This window comes from Fodinibius salicampi (assembly GCF_039545095.1).
Classification (GTDB): Bacteria; Bacteroidota; Rhodothermia; order Balneolales; family Balneolaceae; genus Fodinibius; species Fodinibius salicampi.
In genome coordinates, this window is record NZ_BAABRS010000001.1 from 935,662 (window position 1) to 955,571 (window position 19,910).

Genomic DNA, 19,910 nt, shown 5'->3' on the forward strand with positions numbered 1-19,910 from the left:
TAAATTAAGTAATCCGTTTTTATAACGGTTGCCATCAACTGATACTAGTAATTGGTTGAACAAACCAATTCAGAAAATACCCATAGTTTTCCACTAAATGTTAATTCTTGCCATAAATATGACGCAGGTACAATTCTCCCAGATATGAGACAGCAAATTATACCCAAATATTTGATCTATTTATTTTTAGTAGGGTTCCTAACACCTGAAGTAGTAGCACAAGTCCAGGTTAATGGGACCGTAGTTGCTGCCGATGGATTGCCGCTGCCATCAGTAAATGTAATGATCCTGAATGAAACCGATTCTGCATTAGTAAAAGGGGCCGTAACAGACGATATCGGGATTTACCGGATGGCCGGAATACAGCCCGGAAATTACATCCTTTCCATCTCAATGGTTGGTTTTCGAACCCACGAGGAAGCTATTTCTATTTATGAGCCTGGAGACGAAAACTTCAGTATTGATAAAATAACTTTAGATGAATCAATCGAACAGCTTGGAGAAGTAGTTACCACGGCACGGCGGCCCCTGTATGAGCAAGAAATCGACAGATTGGTCGTGAACGTTCAGCGGAGCGTTACATCCTCCGGCAGCACTGCTCTGGAAGTACTGGAAAAATCACCTGGTGTACAGGTAAACCGTCAGAGTAATGATATATCCCTAACCGGGAAATCTGGAGTTATAGTGATGATTAATGACAAAAATGTACGATTACCACTGGAATCGGTTATTACCATGTTAAATGGAATGAGTGCAGCCAACATAGAGAAGATTGAATTAATAACTACTCCACCCGCTAAATATGAAGCCGAAGGAAATGCCGGCATTATCAATATCCAGATGAAAGAATATTCTGACTTGGGTTATACCGGTTCTTTCGGTACAAATATTGGATATAGCAGTGCTGAAACACTTGGAGGAAACTTCGCATTTAGTCGCAGGAAAAATAAATTAGCATTCCTTCTTAATTACTCCATCAATTACAATAATTCTGAAGAATCCATGTTTAGTGAAAGGTTCTTCACAGAGGATGGTTTTACCCAGACAATCCGCAGTGAAAATTTCAGAGACCCAATCACGACTGTGCAGAATATTTCAATGGGTTTTGAATATGCTTTGACGGAAAAAACAGATACAGAGCTTTTATTGACTGGCTTCCAAAGAAAATGGGATACCTCAGATGTTTCAGAAAGCCTGGATCACTCCAGCCCAAACTCCCTACTCATCATGGAGCAAAGTATAAATGAAAAAAACTTATGGAGGAATGGAATTATAAATTTTGGCATAGACCATGTATTTAGCGAAGATAGAACACTGAATTTTGACCTGGATTACCTGTACTATAAAAATAGCAACCCTTCCAGTTACCGGCTTGATGTAGTTACAGGGGATGTTTCTCCAAATAATGCCGATGCCATCAATGTGGAAAAAGAAACTCCAATCAACATATGGGTTTCTAAACTGGATTATCAGCACGAAGTTTCTTCCAAAATAACGTTTGAAACCGGGTTGAAGAGCACATACTCAGATTTCGTCAACGACGTACATGTTAGCGACCGAGTAAATGGTAATTTTATAGTCAATAATTCTTTTACAAACGAGGCCGACCTGGAAGAGTTTATCGGGGCTATTTACCTTTCTTCGAGTATTAGTCCTTCTGATAAATTCCAGATAAATGCCGGGATTCGCTATGAACATATAAGCCGAAATTTAAACTCAGTTACTGAAGGGAGTATAGTTGACCGAAAAACAGGTCGATTATTCCCAAGTTTGTTTATCCAAAAAAGTATAAAAAATGATCATAAAGTAAATCTATCGTACAGCCGAAGAACTACGCGACCAACGTTCTGGGATCTTGCACCATTTGTATTCTTCATTGACCCAAAAACCTTTCTGTCGGGCAATTCAAATTTAAAATCTGCAATCAGTGATGGGTTTAGTTTAGGGTATTCCAGAAAAAGTTTCCTGGCCACTCTCGCTTATACGCATAGCAGTGATGAAATAGCAAGGTGGCAACCAAGCTTTGATACTGAGACCAATAATCAAATATATAGCACGCAGAATTTAGAATTTTTAGATACCTATTCACTCACATCAAGCTTTCCCCTGGAACCGCTTGCTTGGTGGAGTCTGCGTATCAGTGCTACCGGCAGATATCAATTTTATCGCTCGGCACACTTGGAAGACAACTTCTCGGGAGAAGCAGCCGGATTCAATTCAAATGTCGTAAACACGCTTGATTTACCGAAAGACTTTTCTTTTGAGGTATCCGGATTTTATCAGTCAAAATCAGTTTGGGGCATTGCAAGATCCAGACCACAGGGATCATTAAATCTTGGTCTGCAAAAGAAAATAGGAAACGGGCAGGGTACATTGAGATTAACAGCCACAGATATTTTAAATACAAATATTTTACAAGCTAATAATAATATCGAGAGTGCTAATATTAATTCTTTTTGGCGCTATAACTTTGATGCTAGGTCAGTTACAGTTTCTTTCACATGGAACTTTGGCAGTAACGAATTTGAAAAAATTGAGGTAAGCTCTGGGTCTGAGGAAGAGCAAAATAGAGTTGGAATCAATTAATAGAATAATCCACTCAAAATTACAATTTCTAGAGAGGTGTATTTATTTATGAAGTAACTACTTATTATATGTCTTTATTTCAAACCTATCGCTGGCGATCGGCTCGGTGATTTATCCCGGATTTCATAGCCGAACACGCCTCTCTCCTCCTGCCACTATTGGTTTTGAGCCCCTTCTTTCGTTAATTGCTAATTCAACGCTAATCACTGTGCCGATTATATGCCAGATCGTTATTTATAATACATTCGTTTATCTTACCTTATACACTTAAACTTCCATCCCATGGGCAAATCAAATAGAGCGCACCTGTATACCGAAAAAGAGATCGGGGCATTAATCAAGCGGGCCACCGAAATCCAGGAAAAAGCCCATGAATCCTTTCCCCAGGGGTTATCACTGCAAGAGATCAAAGACATCGCCCGAGAAATTGGTATCGACCCCAAACATATTCGATCGGCCGCTTCTGAACTTGAGCATCAAATGGCAACAGAGCAACGATCCAACTTCTTAGGAGCCCCCTTTCTGATCGAACAAAAGCGGGCTATCCGAGGTGAGATTAGTGCTGAGGAGTGGGAAGACCTGGTCCGCCAGATACGTCGCATGACCGGCAGCTCCGGCCGAACGACGACAGTGGGTCAAACTCGGCAATGGCACCGAAGTGTCAAGGATATGAGTACTACCTTAGAGGAAACCCATCTGCAGGTAGTCTCGCAAAAAAACCAGTCCATTATCGAAATCCGCAAACATTTCCAGGGAGGTGCATATATAACTTACTTGATGGGACTGATTATTTCGGGAACGCTGGCTGGCATATTACTGGACGGCAACGGTTATACTAACCTTGTGAATACCGGTGTTGTCTTAACCAGCATGAGCGGTGGATTTGCTGCTGCACGCCTTGCAATAATATCGTGGACAGGACGCCAACGCAGGAAGATGCACGGCCTGATGAATTGGATTCAGGATCAGGTTGCCGGTTCCGGAGTTACGGAAGACATCGAGAAACAGGAAATTGATATCCCGGGATCTGAAATAAATACAGATCAGAAAGATATGAAAAGAGGACGAAGATCCTCCGTATGATTTATATAAAACCGACTCTCAAAACTTTCTTCAAAAAGGAAAAATGACTTCATATCCACTAATAATTGAAAGGAGAATGTTATGAGTGATGCCAATCAACATCAAAAGGAACCAGTGCCCTGGAAGTCTCTTCTTGATATCCTTCGGGGACGGCGTTCCCGCCGCTTCGGTTTGGGAATGGAAATGGAGTCCGGCCCAATGGCCTATAAGAGCCGCCATCCGGGACTGCCACTTACCGAGGAAGAAGAGGCGCTGCTGACGTTTGCCGCCTGTGGAATTACCGGTCATGCCCTGGGCGACCTCGTTTACGATTCCGGAGAGGGCGGCACGATACTCGCGGGGCTGGCCGGACGAACGGTGCCGAGCGGTGATGCTATCCAAACCTCTTCTTTGATTGTTATGAACCAGGAGGCCAGTTATTTCATTAAACGGCCCCAGGACTTTCCGCCCGAAGCGATCTCCGAACTTGCCGGGCTAGCAGAGCAGGGAAATTACCTTGAACTCTATCAGCGCAGCCGGGTAAAGATTCGCGACGGACGATCGAACCCGCCACTGGAGCCGTTCTTCAATATCAACTGCAACCGATGGTCGCTCTACGATCCATCGGCCACCTATTTCCTTCCGGTCGAAGACTTCACACTGATGTATATTAATGCCCTGCTCGAAATTTTCAATGAGCACAATGGCATCTATCCGCTGGATGAACGTGCGTGCTTCCGGCCCGCGGGAGTCAAACAATTTGCCAAAAGTCGCGGTGGACACCTTATCGACGATCCCCGCCGGGAACGCTCTATTACCGTCCAGCAGCTGGAGACTCTCGTCACCGAGTTTGTTACGTCCGAAGCCGGTATGATCATCCAGAACCTCGGCCTGATGACGCAGGCCATGGGACTGGGTGGCTTCCCTCACTGGGCGGCGCATTATTACGGGTGGTTCGAAGCGCTGGGATTTCGCATGAGAGAGATGAAGGCAACCCAGTATCTGGGAATGGGTTGGCTTTACCGGATGATAGCCAGGCTGCTGAATCGCGATCAACCTGTTCCCCTGGTGGTGGGACTAGATACGAAGGATGGCACATCACTGATCAAGCCGTACTGTCCTCCGAACTACTCCTCAATGAAGGAGGCGGTGCATGCGGTGGTGGAAATGAAATGGGGACGCAAAGGCATTTTCAGAGAGGGCGCTTCCGAAAGTGCATGGCAGGATCCCTCGAAGATCAGTGATGCCGCACCGGAGGTAAGCGAAGCAGCCGTTGAGGCCACGGTCGCCTATTGCAGTTATCTATATGAACGGTATGGGCGTTTCCCCGCCTACCAGCCCCCGCTTCGGACTCTGCTCGGATTCCAGGTTAACCACGTAGACACAGAATTTTATGATCGTTTTTACCGCCCCGAAGCACTAACGGACCTGCAACGAAATCACCTCCGCAACTGGCACAACAAATAATAAACATCTCTTGTATGAGGATTTTTACTCTTCCTGTCACTTTATATGGTTGACTATCTTTCTGTTTTCTTTTTCAGGATAGCCCCATTTAAGAATGATTTTTAAGCGTCAGGATCATTAACACATATTAATTCAGAGCTTTCAAAAAAAATTATTATATAAAAATATTGATATTGATAAAATAAACAGGGATTAGGGAGGGATATATGTTCATTTCATTTTGGGTAAAACGTCCAATAGGATTTACAATACCCTTAGCACTATCAATAATGGTGCTGTTGTCGGCCTGTAGCGATGCTGATACACAGCCACAAAATAAAAGTACGGTGGAAGTAACGGCTACTCACGATGCTGAGGAAAATAAGCATCTATTTGAAGTGAGTACTAATGAAATCTCATCCGGATGGACAACATTTCAATTTAAGAATGCATCGGGATATGACCATTTCTTTTTGATCTGGCAAATTCCAGAGGTAGGAATTAAGGCCGCTGAAGCTGCTGGCGAACCACTTCTTGACCATTTTTACCAGAATATTACCGAACCCTTCCAAATGCAGTTTAATCCATATATAGAGGGTGGCATGGAGTTTGGTGAATTTACAGACAGTTTGGTGGCCACCCTTTCAGAAACGGCTCCCTGGTTCTTCGATCCTGGAGCTAAAACCATGGGGGGACCGGGATTTACTGCAGCCGGGACCACATCTGAGACTACCGTCCATTTGGAACCGGGTGAATACATCATTGAATGCTACGTAAAGAATGAAGACGAGATATTCCATTCCTATATCGGCATGCTCGAACACATAAGTGTTACTGACAACCCATCTGATGCCCAAGAACCGGAGCCTACAAAAACCGTAATGATTTCATCTACTGAAGGAATTCAGGTTGAACAGGCTTTAACAGCAGGAAGTCATGTCATTGAAATATTTTTTAAAGACCAGGAAACGTATGCTCATCTTCAAGGCCACAATGTACAATTGGTAAGGTTAAATGATAAAGAAGATGAAGAGTTGCTAAAGAATCTCGCAGCCTGGATGGATTGGAGGAAGCCCGGAAGCCTTGTTAACCGGGCCCCTGAAGGTGCAGAATTCATGGGTGGAACAATGGAAATGACCAAAGGTGGTACCGCATATTTCCATGTGAATCTGGAGCCGGGGGATTATGCCTGGATTGCGGAAATACCCAATCCTGCTGATCACAATATGTTGAAGATCTTTACTATTGCAGAGGAAAGTGATTCTGGAAATTAAGGCTGCTGTCCTTATAGTTTTTGTAGCTAATACAGTGACTTAAATTCTCAACTCTTTGCGTGCATATATACAACTATATGTAACATTAGTTAGAACATTTTTTCTATTCAGGTATCATATCTTCCATTGGCTTGTTCAGCAAGGGATAGTCTTTATATATGATTGAGACTAAAGACAAACTGACCATCCGGTGGATGCACGCACCAGTTCTGCATCCGGTCCTCAAGGTCGTTAGTAATCACATTGGCTTAGAAAACGGAAAAAATTATCGGGAAAGTAATTGTTTAAGCTGCCGGACCGTTCGTTGGGCACTTTCCACGGCACCATCCATATAACCCGGGAATTCGGTAGCCGTTTCTGATCCTGAAATTAGCAGCCGGTTATTTAGAAAAGGTTCTTGAAATATGGGGTGCCCATTATGCTGATGAGGGAAAATGGGCTGTTCATAATGGCTATAGGAAAAGGGCTCGTCTTCCCAGACCAATTCCCGGTATGCTCCATAGCTGTCAGCCTTTTCTCCATAAAAACGGCGGAGCTGTTCAATGACCAGCTTTTTTCGCCGCTCACGGGTTGCCGCCTGATAGGTATTATTCATAAACCCTTTAAGGGCATAGTGCTTGTTAGTTGAATGATCGTACATTTCACTGACGGGACCTACATTACTAAATATCGTCCCGCTCGAATCCGAATGGCGCCAAAAGGGTTCCTCAAACGTAAGAGCAACCTTGATGGACTCTGCCATCCAGGTGTGTGTTTGTGAAGCGATATCGGTAAGCTCGTCAGGCAGGGAAGGAGAGCAATCTATACTATCGGCCAGTAGCTTGGGTGGCAGGGTACTTATGGCAAAATCAGCCTTAATAAGATCGCTATCTGTTTGGATTTCCAGTGTGGTATCCGTTTTCCGAATAGTTTTTACCGCCTGATCTAAATGGATTTGGTTTTCTTCAAGGCGATCTGCCAATACCTTTATTATATTGTTTGTTCCTCCTGTAATACGGCAACTTGGTTCTTCGTTGGGAGGCAAATCAACAAGCTGCGGTGGCGTAACCGACATGGGTTCATAATATCCTTTACTGCCCATATATTGCTCGCAAATATCAATATCCAGCTTATCAAGTAAATCTAGCAAATGGTGATGTTTCTTGCCTAACCAAGTGGCGCCCATTTCTATGGGAGGGGCATCATTCGATCGCAGGGTATATATGCGTCCGCCCAGCCGGCTGCGGGCTTCAAGAATTGTGGACATCACTCCTTTTTTTTGGAGTAGATAAGCGATGAGCAGACCGGAAAAACCGCCACCAATGATGACAATATCAGGATCAGAAGTTTGCATAAAAACATTTCGGAATTTACTTTGAAAAGATCCAAAAGGTAAATAACCGGCCGTAGTGAAACAAGCTTAAGCTCCCGGAGTCCATAGGAAACTAACCTAATAAAACCGAAGCTCTTAAATTTAGTAGTGAGGACGAACCAACGTATTATAATATAAAGAAAAGCCCTCCCCCATTCTTGCTTTCAAATAGTTTTATATCTACTAATTTCAATAGATAATGATTCCCGTTGATCTGCGCTTGAGCGCAAGGCCGCTAGTTCGAATCGGTACCACAATTTTTGGGCAACCTAACAATTAAACCGTCCGAGGATTTAAGGAAATGAATTATTATGAGATTCCCGCCGATCTATGGCGCCAGGCGCAACATGAACAGAATATTCCATCCTGGTTCGTCGATTTCAGTTTAACGGACCGTTGGAAAAACTACAGCGAGCATACTGAGACTGATACTCGATTTACATCGATAGAAATCCAAATGCGGTATACACACAAGCATGGTCAATGTTACCAAATACAGGAGTATATCGTCTGGGATTACGAAGTAACCATACGAACAGGCACACTCTGCTACTACCTTAATGTCAATACCGAAGCGTTGCTCCGTTCTCGTCAATTTGCGATGCGGTTCTTATGGGATCGTACGCTGAATGCATTGGCGAGCTACTACGATCCTACGACTGGTGTTGCAGGTGGCCTGGCCGACATCGGGGTGATCGTGTCCGGCGCATCGCTACCGCCAATATTTTCAGACATAGCTCAAGGTATTTCGATGGGCCAATTGCTTGATAATATTCAGGATATCACCGATCGTGTTGAGACAAGACTGAATGAAATAGATCGTCTTCTTGCTCTTGACGGCACTGAGCTATTTTGCTTTGAGGATGTGAAGTGGCGGCGCAGGTACCAAACTGTCAAGACTTATTCTTCTGTGGAGATAGTTGAAGTTGAATGTACCGACTGGATTCTGGAAATACCGGAAGGTGAAACTCTGCATATTCCCGAGCAAACTGAAAGAATCTATCCTTTACCTGAACTCGACCAAGAAGACACTGGTAGATTCAAGAGTCTTCGCAATGCATACTCAACCGACAAAAGGAACGCCGGCATAGGATTTTTGAAGGACGTGATTAAGAAACAAGAAATACAGAAAACTGACACTGATAAAAAGAGGTAAAACAGATGGGCAAAGAGTATAAACTTATTGAATATATTAAAAGCTTATACGTGGCAGGCTAACCGAATCCGAGACGACTGACCTCGCTCCTATCGTTGATAAACCCTCTATCTCATTTATTTACAGGATCTTATATGGATTAATAAATATCTAGTAAAAGTTATTATTAATTAAACCTTGATTTAGTAAATTACAATAAAGTTTCGGCAACCATCAGTTAAATAATAGGGATTATATGGGGAGGGACTATCCAGAAAATACCATGACAGAACCTGATGTACAGCTGCAGTCCAACAATCGTTCTGCTCAACCGGTGGGCTTGCTGGTTGTACACGGCATTGGCGATCAGAATCGGGGTGAAACACTCGAGGGAGTACTTGAAGGATTGAGGCTGGCATATGGAAATCGACTCCGTGTACAGCGTGAAAAACAAGACTACGCCTTAGTTAAAGGATTTACTCGTCCTATTCATATTTTCGAAGTATACTGGGCCGATCTTCTGCACGGAGAAACCGTGAAAGGAACCTTTGATATAGACCGCATTTTTGAGATCGCATGGTTCCCCCTGTTTAACTATAAATCTAATCTGCTTGCGCACGGAATCTCCCGCGGCTATGTATTGCGATGGACCTGGATTCTCGCGCCCCTGAGTTCTTTTCTAGCCACTGGTATTCGGGGCGCCCAATTTCTGGCATCAATTGCAACTGGGCTGAAGGAGTCTGGGGGCCAACGTCGTCTCGAACGGAATCAAGAGCAGCCACAAACTTTTTGGGAGAATGTTCGCCGCAAACGAGATTCGGCTCTAGAACGAGGCACAGTCCTTGATGATATTCTGGACCAAGTAGCCGGGGACGTGTTCAACTATACGCATGGGGTTTTTGAGGCTTTTCCGGAAAAAAGCGAGAAAAACGCCAAGCTTAGCGACAATACAAAAGAAATGCATAAAAGATTTCGCCAGACGGCTCAGCGAGCCGTCGATCAGGGCTGTCGCGAACTTCAAGTCCTGGCTCACAGCCTTGGTACTGTCGTTGGATTTCGGTCCATGTGCACTGAGAGAACCAAACCAATTATAAATACTGAGACCCCCGTTTACTTAAGTCGATTCTACACTATTGGCAGTCCGCTAGAAAAATTTCGTTTTTTCTGGCCCCGACTATTGGAAGAATCCACTAACGGTCCGGCCATCACTGCTCCCGACGATTCACACCTTCTGGCAACGAATCAACCACAAGATGAGCACTCTACAATGAGTTGGGATAATTTCTACAGTCGAAGTGATCTTGTATCCGGAGAGCTACTTTCTTTTGATGGATGGCCTAAACCGACTAACCATAAGGCACGCGGACTTGGAGGGATAATCCGGTCGCATGTATCTTACAATAGAAATCCAAAATTTCTGTCTCTCCTCGGAGAGGGATTAACCGGAGAAGAACCAACGATAAAAGTAAACAAATTCCGTAACTTTGGTCAGCAATTCGTTGGAAGTCTTGAGAATTTATTACTGCCGGCCTTGTTGGTCTTCCTTGCCCTTTTGGGTGCCGTTGTTATGGTAGGAATGGGAGGAGGTGTAGGCTGGATTATTTCCCAACAATTCAAATGGTTCGGTCTTGAAAGTGTGGCGATTGCAATCCGATTCTATTTTCTTGCAGTAATCGTTTTGGGACTTACTATTATACCTATCTGGGTGGGAAAATCGAATGCCCAAAAGCTGCATGCTCGTTATTGGTCACCGGAGGAAGATCAAAAGCAGTGAATTAACTGATGTGCTACTGAAACTTATTTATGAGAGGCGATGTATGGGAAAATCTCGGATATATTATCTTGCAAATAGATATTTGTCCATAACTCATCATCACAAAAGACATCCAATAAATAAAATAGCCTTCCTACTAATATTAACTATTCTGATGCCTCTTGCGGCACAAGCACAGCAATACTCGGCCGATCCTGTGTCTTCCGGAAGTCTGTTTCAGAATCAACTCTTCAACAATCACATAAGGATACAACCGTAAAGACCAATGAAAACCGATATTGGATCAATACCGGTCTGGGAGTTGGAACAAATGGTATGGCGTTAATTGTTGGTACCCATTATCAGTTTGGCCCAAATTTATTGTCATTTCGAGGATGTGCTACTACAGAAATTTTTGGTGACGAATATTGGGACATTGGTTTGCTGTATGGCTGGGCAAGCTCAGAATATGATTATCATGTTTCCTTTTCTTCGGGAATTGCTGTTATAGGAGGAAGCCGGTCTGAAGGTGGCTTGTTTTCCGATACGCCCCGGGACGTTATTTCTGCCCAATTTGGGATCCCGCTGGAAGGACAATTCTTCTGGCGCCCTTTTGGGAACGTTGGACTCGGACTATACGGATTTGCAAATCTCAATGCCGAACAGACTTTTGCTGGACTTGCATTATCCGTTCAACTGGGTAAATTGAGATAGGTATCCCAAATTCAAATAACTATTAGGATGGATTTAAAGGACCATTACAATAAAATGTGGACAGCCTCACTTCAAAAATTTAAGAAGCAGCAATTTCAGTTTGACCCCCTGCTTGATGCCGACGACGATAACCGGTATGGTCTAACTCTATTAGCCCGCCCTTCAGAAGAGGTAAAACAAAGTATTTTAGATGCCCTTGAGGAAATAAAGAGAATTGCCCCCAGCCAATATTATTATTCCCATCCCGATCTGCATATAACCATACTGTCAATCATTTCCTGTTATCCCTGTTTTTCACCAGATGCAATTGATACAGAGGAATACTGCAAAATTATTAGTTCTGCCGTTGCTTCGGTTGCTCCCTTCCGTATATCTTTTTGTGGAGTTACGGCCTCCTCTTCCTGTATTCTAATCCAGGGATTCCCGGGAAACGACCAACTCCAAATATTAAGAAATACCCTCCGGGATACGTTCAGGCAATCCGGGCTGCAACACTCCATCGATAAGCGATATCAGCTACAAACAACACACATGACAGCTATTAGATTCAAAGAATCCTTTGCTGAATCGGAGGCATTTGTCAAGGCCATCGAAAATTTAAGAGAAAAAGATTTCGGTAGTTGCTCGGTTAAGCAGCTAGAACTCGTGGGAAATGATTGGTATCACCGGGAAGAGAAGGTGCAGCGCATTTGCAAATTTAAGCTCTCCAATTAATTAGACGGATTACAATCGTGTAAAGCATCATAGGAGACAATCAATTCCATCAAGCGCCATATGGATTAAAAGTCCCAGTCCGATTAAATGGAACATATCTATGGTAGATTTCAATTTCCAATCATCAGCCTTTCGTCCCAATATCAGAGGGAGAATAAACAGCATCCCATATAACACAATTGCAGGGATCGTATGCAGCGGGTGAAATCCAATCGAACACCGTTCAGGATCATAAATAGGATCAGCAAGCAGGTGATCCAGATCGACAACCATCGTTGCAATCAGGATGACAGTGACGTTCTTCCACCTCTTACGGTAGAAGTAAAGGGCAACCAGCAAGGGAACTACCAAATGTAAAACAATATGCAGCATAGCATGTCAGTTAGAACATCGCCTCAAACTAATTCCACAATGGGTGGTCTTCCGGTATTTGATCCCCAATCAGCTGCAGCAACTGAATGGCATTCAGACTCCACTGCGCCGTTTCATTGGTGGACGTCCACGGACTGACCTCCATCGGACGGAGGGTCTCGGGACCACTGATTTCTTTGGTCTCGAAACGATTATCCGGATCCTGCCAGCCCGGATTGCCAAGAAAATTCTCCCAGGCCTGTGCTGCCAGCTCAGTATCATCAAGTTCAACTGCGGCATAGGCCAAAAGGCGGGCATGCCATGATTTAAAGCCGCCATCACCGATCCCTCCATCCGAGGCGGTCCGGCCAGGCGCATCCTCCGGCAAGGAATAAAGTCGGCTGTACTGAAGGAAAGCATCTTTGAAACCTTTATGATCAATAAGGTCCAGCAGTTCGAACGACACCTCTGCCCCACCCATAATCATTACCAAGTGCGAAGTATGGTGGTCATCCGGTTGCCCCGTATCATTAACCAACCGGCCACTCTCGGGATAAAACCCCAGCACGCCCGGCCCGGAGAACAGCCCATATTTCATATTCGCTATACTGTCAAACCCGTTTCTAATTTTCTCAAGATACTTGTTATCACCAGTGCGCTCCCATTCGGTCATCCAGTTTCCGGCCAGTGCCAACCAGTCGGGTCCTACCCGAAGGCGGGTTGGGGCCTCGGTCGGATAGCGATCTGCGGGCATGGCATTCCTCATGGGATCGAGCTCTTTATAAGATTCCTCGGTATCACGAACCGCGTGCATTAAATCACCAGTGCGCTCATCGGTGGTCAGGTAGTAATAGAAACGGCGTAGGGCAGCCTGACTTATCCGCGCTTCCTTCGCTCCGTCCCCCCAGTGAATAACGTTGTGACGCGTACCCAGATCTTCAAACCGCCCGGAGTGATATACATCCACCTCCCCGGTATGACGTGTCATCGCCTCGGCCATCCGGAAGATATCTTCGCGTCCGGTGCGCAGGTAGCTGTACCATAACCACATATCGGGCACCAGCTCTGAGTTAGCCCAGGCAAAACCACCCACGTCATACCGCCAGGTTTGGCGGACGTTATCGTAACTGTGCATCACATCTCCATAATCCCAGAAGCCATACCAGCGTCGTTGATCAATCTCTTTTTGATACAGATCTATGGCCGCATCCAGCTTATTCTCAATCCATTTTTTGCCGGGTGATGAGCGATCGGGCAGACTCCAGATTCCAAATACATTTGCGGCATGCATGTGCTCGGGTGGAGCCGTTAAAAGCGGGGGTTCCTGACTCAGCGCCACCATATCGGTAAATGTTTTGTGAGAAGAAACCTTGCTGTCTGGGAAAAGGGTGATCGTATGGGTGCGGGCCACGCCGTTGGCAATGCTAAAGCCCTCCTGCACATCCTCGTAACTAGCTGCAAGTCCGTGAGCTTCAGTATCGTAGTGACGCATGTCTATGGCCGGTGCTTCGGGGGACCACATCCACAAATTAAGTTGAGCGGTATCGGCTGTGGCATTATTAATTTCCAAATGCGAAGGATACGTTTGCCAGAAATCTTTCAATCCAACTCCCAGCCCCCCATTTACATCTCCTACAAAGGCCAGGCCGGAAGCACGGGTACCCGCATTTACAGAAATCCAGGAACTCTCCGGGTTTGTCCGTTTCTTAATCGTAAAACCATCGGGGCTCTCCTGTACCATCTTATAACTGTTCCAGTCGGCCAAATCATTAATCAGGCTTTGTACACCGGAATCAAATTCTTCAACATCAGGCAGGCGTTTCCCTTGTTCCTGATCGGGATAAACGGACTCATTCTGAAAACTGATTTGCCGGCGGCTCTCCAGCGGTTTGACAGGCTCAGCAAACAGCCCGTTCCCTTTTCCGCTAAAACGTACGTGCCTGTTGTGCACCTGCTCCTGCATCGGCATGTCAAACCGAACCCCCAGCCCTTTGATAAAATCCTCTTCCTGGTTACCATCATAAATAAATGAGTGTACCATCTTAATAGGCTTTCGATCCGCATAAAAATAAAACCTTACCGTAAATGGCAACCATTCCCGGCCTCCGGTTTCCGATTGATGAATACCGTCGTACCGTACTACGGCCCGAACCGGTCCATCCTGTTCAATGTTAACAGAGTCGATCCGACTGTTCCTCTTTTCCATTTTGGGAGAGTGTAACGCATCTCCATCCGGTCCCTGCTGATGGATGGAGACTAGCTGAGCACTACCGGCCACTTTATATTGATCGACCACCAGGGAATCAATCAGGTTGCGTCCTTTTTCCGGCAGGTAAGCTGTCATCGCTCCGGTATTAATTCGGATTGTCCCGTTCTCTTTCTGCACCTCAATGCCCGTAAAGTTATCGCCGAACTGATCTTGATCCTGCTTATTGTCTTTGCCCACGATGGAAAGGGTGAGAGGGCCTTCACTTTCAGTATCTGCAATAGTAGCTAAACCACTCCATTTCACAGAACCGTCCGGCCAGTATGCCGTAGACCAACTTTGGATGGGTAATTCATGTCCCTGTGCGGTTTCAAGTTTAAATTGCGCATCTCTTTGGACTTCCCCTTCTGGCCATGGAACGCCCCAGCTTATTCCCGTTGGTTGGACGGGTGAACGGTCGCTTAACCACTGTAGCTTAACATCCTGCTGCCCCAGAGCGTGTTCATTGTTAATAACCAATATAACTGCAATCAAAATGAAGGATACCCACTTTGTTTTAAATCTCATATCTAAATCCCTGATCATTCTAATTATTTATTCTTAGCATTGTTATTTGTTTGACCAATACCGAATATCGGTTACCCCGCCCTTGAATAAACTGTTTTTAGCCGTTCCTGGCAACCCTTTTTGACCTATTTAATGGATTATCTGGAACAATTATTTTTAATCATTCTTTCCCCATTAATCTCATGGCACTAGAACCTGGAATACCCAACTAAAGGATACTCTCTACGATTTATTGCTTCCCAAAATTTTTATAATTAAAATGAAGCTAATTTATAATTTTGGAGTAGTGATTTGGAATTATACACCAGGTAATGTTGAACCATGGATAAACGAACCTTTCTGAAATTATCTTCTATAGCAATGACCGGAAGCTTATTTGCCCCACCCTTTCTCTACAGACCGGATGAAGAAATCGGGACTAACTGGGCGGGGAACTATCATTACAAAGCTAAAAAGCTGCATGAGCCGGATAATATCGGTCAAATTCAGGAAATCATCCGTGACAGCAAGAAAGTGCATATCCTCGGAAGCCGCCATTCGTTTAATGGTATTGCCGATAGCCCCGTAGATCTTATTTCACTGAAAAATATCGAGCAGGATATAATTCTTGATCGTGAGGCACAAACAGTTACCGTTCCTGCGGCCATGAAATATGGTGATTTGGCCATATATCTCCATGAAAAAGGTTATGCCTTGCATAATCTTGCGTCCCTCCCACATATATCTATTGCCGGGGCCTGTGCTACGGCAACGCATGGCTCAGGCGTCAATAACGGGAACCTTTCTACCGCGGTTTCCAGACTTGAAATTCTGACTGCCGATGGTGAATTCCAAACACTTACTAAAGAAGATGAAACATTCCCGGGTGCAGTAGTAGCGCTGGGCGGACTCGGCGTAGTTACCCGGATAACACTGGATATTGAGCCTACATATGACGTAAAGCAGCATGTTTACAGGAATTTATCACTAGAACATCTGGCGGATCATTTTAATGAAATGATGTCCACGGGATATAGTGTAAGTTTTTTTACTGATTACAGGAACCGTACGATCAACCAAGTTTGGATAAAAAGTCGATTGGATGATAAAGAGAATTCTTTTGAGGCTACTTCCACCCTGTTTGATGCACAACTGGCTGAGAGACATATGCACCCTATTGAAGACATTTCCGCTGAAAACTGTACGCGTCAGCTAGGCATGCCCGGCCCCTGGCATGAACGTTTGCCACATTTTCGGATGGACTTCACTCCCAGCAGTGGTGACGAGTTGCAGTCGGAATATTTTGTACCTTTTGAAGACGCCTATGATGCCCTAGAAGAAATGTTTGGGATGAGCGATCAAATTTCACCATATCTACTGATCTCTGAAATACGCACTATTGATGAAGACAACCTTTGGATGAGTCCCGCTTACGGACAGCCCATGGTATCTATCCATTTTACCTGGAAACCGGACTGGGAGTCCGTCCGGAAGGTACTGCCCGTTATTGAAGAACGACTGGCCCCGTTTAATGTTCGTCCCCACTGGGCCAAACTATATACCTTGTCTCCCCATATCCTACAGACGCGCTATCAGCGGCTTTCTGACTTTCAAAAGTTATTAAAAGAGTACGATCCCAGAGGGAAGTTCCGAAACGATTATTTAAATCAGTATATTTTCTAGAAATTATTATCACAAGAGATACCTACTTTATAATTCCGAAACCTATTCAAAATGGATTCTTACAAAAAACCTGTCATCCTATCCACATTTTTTGCATTACTATTTGCTATTACATTAATAAGTAACGCTCAAATTAATGTGAAAGTAATGGTTGATGAAGTAATTATATATACCGAACAGAATATAGATACTTCATCTACTATTCGTACAACCAAAGGAGATATTTTTGAAGTAACAGACGTTCAGGATGGCTGGACCCAGATACATCTATTTTCAGGAGAAGAACGGTTTATAAAAAGCTCTCAGGTAAGCACTATTCACGAGATACCGCCCTACCCTTCTTATACTTCTGTTCGAAAAGACCTCTGTGCCAAAGTAAAAAAAGCCAGCAGTAAAGCTTCCAAAAATTCTTTATCAAAGTATCCGAATACTATAGACCAACAAAGTTCTTATGAGTACTTTCTCTTTGACAAATATGTTTTAGACATCTACAGAACATCGGATATTCCCGCATCTAATTATTCAAAGTTGATTGAATGAGTAGACGACGGTTTGATTAGAGAGATTTATATAGACAATTAATTGTATTGAGATCTTTGATACTTTTAATTTGATCAAGCAGTTCCGGCTATTCAGTATGAGTTTCAATAGAGGCGACATTTTCAACTTAAAACAAAGTAATGCGACTACTTCATCATTTCGGAAAAACGGTAATCATTTTAATCACTATTTTAATTTTTTCCTTAGACCTCAGTTATTCCCAAACTTCCGTTGAAGCGGGTTTTTCTGTCGGTTTTAACAGGCACACCTTTAACACAGAAGATGAAAGTGGAATTCTAAAGCCGGGACTTGGCAGGTACTTACGGAATTCCCGTGGTTATAAAGAAAAACAGATGGGAATTACATACCGGATTTTACGGAAACGACTTATCTCAGTCCTATTACTTTAATGTTCCCGGTGGAGCTACCTTTGGTGAGCGTTCCTTCTCAAGTGATATATCTACCTATAAAATCCCTTTTCGAATTGGCAGAACATTAGTTTGGACTAACAGAGCCAGCTTATCACCACAAATTGGCTTTTCATGGCTTACAAGTCAAAGAACCGGACTAACCGGGACTGGAAGTGGTAGCTATGGATCAGCTGTAGAATATAGTTTTGAAACCCATGCGATTAATAAAAATAAATTTATGGCTGAAGCCGGAATAGATCTCAACATCTCTGTTTTCCGTACGCTAATATTATCACTTGGAACCCAATATTCATTGGGACTCCAATCTGTAGAAAGAATAGATCTCACCTATCAAGTAAATAATCAAATCTACGAGGGGATGGTATATTCAAAAGGCACAGGCTGGAAATTTAACATTGGATTAAAGTTTCCATTCATTAATTAAGGAAATCCATTCGTATCCTTTTGCAAAGCAGTCAATGATATTGAATTAAAGCCCCGGGCCCCAGATATTGAGCAATCATCTAAGGTAAAAATAATCGTAAAATGAACTTCAAAAGCTAAAAGTAAGACCCAGTCGGAGAGTGTTCCTGTACTTAATACTTGTTCAAAATCCTTCTTTTTTATAAAATTATCTCTATTAGGACTCCTGCGGAATTATTTTCTATTTCTATTCATTATTTAATGTCAAATGAAGTTTTTATTTAAAACCAAATAATTAAGGATTATGAAATTCATTAAATATGGTATTTTTCTGTGCTTTGTCTTCCTCTTTATGGGGTGCGGCAGCCAATCTGATTCCGGTCCAACCCTCGATTTCGCTGAAAATAATGGGGGCATTACCCTACCGGATGGCTTCCAGGCTATTATTGTAGCAGATAGCGTAGGACCTGCGCGGCATATCACCTCGGGTGATGATGGGGATATTTATATGGCTCTTTCGGAAGCTCACAACGGAAATGGTATTGCTGCTTTACGAGACGAAGATGGGGATGGCAAAGCAGATGTAGTAGAATACTTTGGAAATCTAACGGGAACCGGCATACAACTTCACAATGGGTATTTATATAGAAGCTCAGATACCTCTATTGTACGATATCCAATAAATGAAGAGGAATTAGTTCCAAGTGATTCAGCAGAAACCGTAGTTAGTGGTTTCCCGGATCAAAACTCCCATGCAGCTAAATCATTTACCTTTGATCAGTCTGGAAATTTATATGTCAATATCGGAGGTCCCTCAAATGCGTGTCAGGAAGAAGGCAGAACACCCGGATCGCCCGGACAGGATCCATGCCCACAGCTGGAAAATCATGCAGGGATCTGGCAGTTTGATGCCAACACCACCGGGCAAACATTTGAAGAAGATGGAGAACGTTTCGCAACAGGTATTCGAAATTCTGTAGCACTGGACTGGAATAAAGGTGAAGATCAACTTTATGTAGTGCAGCACGGTCGTGACCAGCTTCATTCCTTATGGCCTGACTATTACACGGTGGAAGAGAATGCTTCTCAACCGGCCGAAGAGTTTTTCCAGGTAGATAAGGGAGATAATTTTGGCTGGCCTTATGCTTATTATAACTGGGAAAAAGAACAAAAAATGCTCGCACCCGAGTATGGTGGGGATGGCGAAACACCAGCTGAGGAAGGAAAGTATGAGGATCCCATTATGGCATTTCCGGGTCACTGGGCTCCTAACGATTTGACTTTCTACAGCGACTCACTTTATCCCGGCAAATATATGAATGGCGCTTTTATTGCCTTCCACGGCAGCTGGAATCGCGCTCCGGAACCACAACAGGGTTATAAAGTGGTGTTTGTCCCATTTGATGGTAACACGCCATCCGGTGATTATGAGGAATTTGCTGATGGTTTTGCTGGCGCAGACACGCTTAAATCTCCCGGAAATGCGGAACACCGTCCGATGGGCTTGTCCGTATACGAGGATGGCTCACTATTAATTTCCGATTCCCAGGAAGGCAAAATTTGGCGCATAGTGTATACAGGAGATTCATAACCTAGCTAATATTTATCTTCTGTTTACGTAGCAAAAGTATTTATCTCTTACATAAGATGAGAAATAAAAGCGGCCTCCTTATTGTTCAGGAAGGCCGCTTTTTTATTATACATGGTTAGATTTTA

15 protein-coding genes are annotated in these 19,910 nt (G+C 43.9%); 12 read left to right on the forward strand and 3 right to left on the reverse strand.

The window, feature by feature from the left end:
- The first annotated feature begins 144 nt into the window (after positions 1–144).
- The 4 genes from ABEB05_RS03860 (at position 145) to ABEB05_RS03875 (ending at position 6,368) form a co-directional block, all read left to right on the forward strand.
- Positions 145–2,586: an outer membrane beta-barrel family protein gene (locus ABEB05_RS03860; protein ID WP_265787687.1), complete on the forward strand. Its 2,442-nt coding sequence runs from the start codon at positions 145–147 to the stop codon at positions 2,584–2,586.
- A gap of 282 nt (positions 2,587–2,868) precedes the next feature.
- The gene (locus tag ABEB05_RS03865; protein ID WP_265787688.1) at positions 2,869–3,669 is read left to right on the forward strand and encodes a DsbA family protein; all 801 of its coding nucleotides are present in this window, start codon (positions 2,869–2,871) and stop codon (positions 3,667–3,669) included.
- 81 nt (positions 3,670–3,750) lie between these two features.
- Positions 3,751–5,115 (forward strand): hypothetical protein, encoded by a 1,365-nt coding sequence (locus tag ABEB05_RS03870; protein ID WP_265787689.1) that lies wholly within the window; start codon positions 3,751–3,753, stop codon positions 5,113–5,115.
- Between the two features lie 206 nt (positions 5,116–5,321).
- Positions 5,322–6,368: a hypothetical protein gene (locus tag ABEB05_RS03875; RefSeq protein WP_265787690.1), complete on the forward strand. Its 1,047-nt coding sequence runs from the start codon at positions 5,322–5,324 to the stop codon at positions 6,366–6,368.
- 265 nt (positions 6,369–6,633) lie between these two features.
- Here the strand turns inward: ABEB05_RS03875 and ABEB05_RS03880 are convergent, their stop codons facing one another.
- Positions 6,634–7,701, reverse strand: coding sequence for a flavin monoamine oxidase family protein (locus ABEB05_RS03880; protein WP_265787691.1), 1,068 nt, complete (start codon positions 7,699–7,701; stop codon positions 6,634–6,636).
- 475 nt (positions 7,702–8,176) lie between these two features.
- On the opposite strand from ABEB05_RS03880, the gene ABEB05_RS03885 reads away from it, so the two are divergent.
- The 4 genes from ABEB05_RS03885 (at position 8,177) to ABEB05_RS03900 (ending at position 12,035) form a co-directional block, all read left to right on the forward strand.
- Positions 8,177–8,875 (forward strand): hypothetical protein, encoded by a 699-nt coding sequence (locus ABEB05_RS03885; protein WP_265787692.1) that lies wholly within the window; start codon positions 8,177–8,179, stop codon positions 8,873–8,875.
- A 235-nt stretch (positions 8,876–9,110) separates the two neighbouring features.
- Complete coding sequence (locus ABEB05_RS03890; protein ID WP_265787693.1) at positions 9,111–10,628, forward strand: hypothetical protein; 1,518 nt, start codon at positions 9,111–9,113, stop codon at positions 10,626–10,628.
- A gap of 315 nt (positions 10,629–10,943) precedes the next feature.
- Complete coding sequence (locus ABEB05_RS03895; RefSeq protein ID WP_265787694.1) at positions 10,944–11,321, forward strand: hypothetical protein; 378 nt, start codon at positions 10,944–10,946, stop codon at positions 11,319–11,321.
- Between the two features lie 27 nt (positions 11,322–11,348).
- Positions 11,349–12,035 (forward strand): 2'-5' RNA ligase family protein, encoded by a 687-nt coding sequence (locus ABEB05_RS03900; protein WP_265787695.1) that lies wholly within the window; start codon positions 11,349–11,351, stop codon positions 12,033–12,035.
- A gap of 27 nt (positions 12,036–12,062) precedes the next feature.
- Here ABEB05_RS03900 and ABEB05_RS03905 read toward each other — a convergent pair whose 3' ends face one another.
- Both ABEB05_RS03905 and ABEB05_RS03910 read right to left on the reverse strand, forming a co-directional pair.
- Positions 12,063–12,407: a DUF6122 family protein gene (locus tag ABEB05_RS03905; RefSeq protein ID WP_265787696.1), complete on the reverse strand. Its 345-nt coding sequence runs from the start codon at positions 12,405–12,407 to the stop codon at positions 12,063–12,065.
- A gap of 28 nt (positions 12,408–12,435) precedes the next feature.
- Positions 12,436–15,159, reverse strand: a complete 2,724-nt coding sequence (locus ABEB05_RS03910; RefSeq protein WP_265787697.1) for an exo-rhamnogalacturonan lyase family protein — start codon at positions 15,157–15,159, stop codon at positions 12,436–12,438.
- Positions 15,160–15,480: 321 nt separating this feature from the next.
- On the opposite strand from ABEB05_RS03910, the gene ABEB05_RS03915 reads away from it, so the two are divergent.
- The 4 genes from ABEB05_RS03915 (at position 15,481) to ABEB05_RS03930 (ending at position 19,785) form a co-directional block, all read left to right on the forward strand.
- Positions 15,481–16,821: a D-arabinono-1,4-lactone oxidase gene (locus tag ABEB05_RS03915; RefSeq protein ID WP_265787698.1), complete on the forward strand. Its 1,341-nt coding sequence runs from the start codon at positions 15,481–15,483 to the stop codon at positions 16,819–16,821.
- Positions 16,822–16,872: 51 nt separating this feature from the next.
- Positions 16,873–17,361 carry an SH3 domain-containing protein gene (locus ABEB05_RS03920; RefSeq protein ID WP_265787699.1) on the forward strand — a complete coding sequence of 163 codons (489 nt, stop codon included), beginning with the start codon at positions 16,873–16,875 and terminating at the stop codon, positions 17,359–17,361.
- Positions 17,362–17,670: 309 nt separating this feature from the next.
- Positions 17,671–18,216 (forward strand): hypothetical protein, encoded by a 546-nt coding sequence (locus ABEB05_RS03925; protein WP_265787700.1) that lies wholly within the window; start codon positions 17,671–17,673, stop codon positions 18,214–18,216.
- Positions 18,217–18,498: 282 nt separating this feature from the next.
- A complete protein-coding gene (locus ABEB05_RS03930) occupies positions 18,499–19,785 on the forward strand; it encodes a PQQ-dependent sugar dehydrogenase (RefSeq protein ID WP_265787701.1) in 1,287 nt (428 codons plus the stop codon).
- Positions 19,786–19,910: the final 125 nt, after the last annotated feature.